The sequence below is a fragment of the Sutterella massiliensis genome (assembly GCF_016899755.1).
GTDB classification, from domain to species: Bacteria; Pseudomonadota; Gammaproteobacteria; order Burkholderiales; family Burkholderiaceae_F; genus Sutterella; species Sutterella massiliensis.
This window is the reverse complement of the sequence record NZ_JACJJC010000461.1, coordinates 1-259: the sequence shown is the minus strand read 5'-3', so window position 1 is coordinate 259 and position 259 is coordinate 1. Positions and strand designations below refer to the sequence as shown.

General features: G+C 52.9%; 1 protein-coding gene. It reads left to right on the top strand.

Annotated elements, in window-relative coordinates:
* A partial coding sequence (locus H6A60_RS13310) for a hypothetical protein (RefSeq protein WP_205105341.1) occupies positions 1-259 on the top strand: 259 nt, incomplete at both ends.

The following is a 259-nucleotide window of genomic DNA, read 5'->3' as shown; positions in this document are numbered from 1 at the left end:
CCATCAACGTGGAAACTTGGTTCCAGCTACAAAGGCTCGCCTTGCGCGAAGTAGACCTTATTTCCTTGGTCAGTCCCTCCTTCGGTCTCTCTCGCAGCTCTTTTCTCGGCGATGAAAGTGGAATGCGTGATGGTCTACCGTGGGCCATCAACAAAAGCCTTCTGCGGCGGACGATACAGCGTCAACCAGGCGAAAAGTGGATGGTTTTAACGAACCACACCTTGATCGCCTTGCCGTTGAGACGAATGGGTTCGAACTC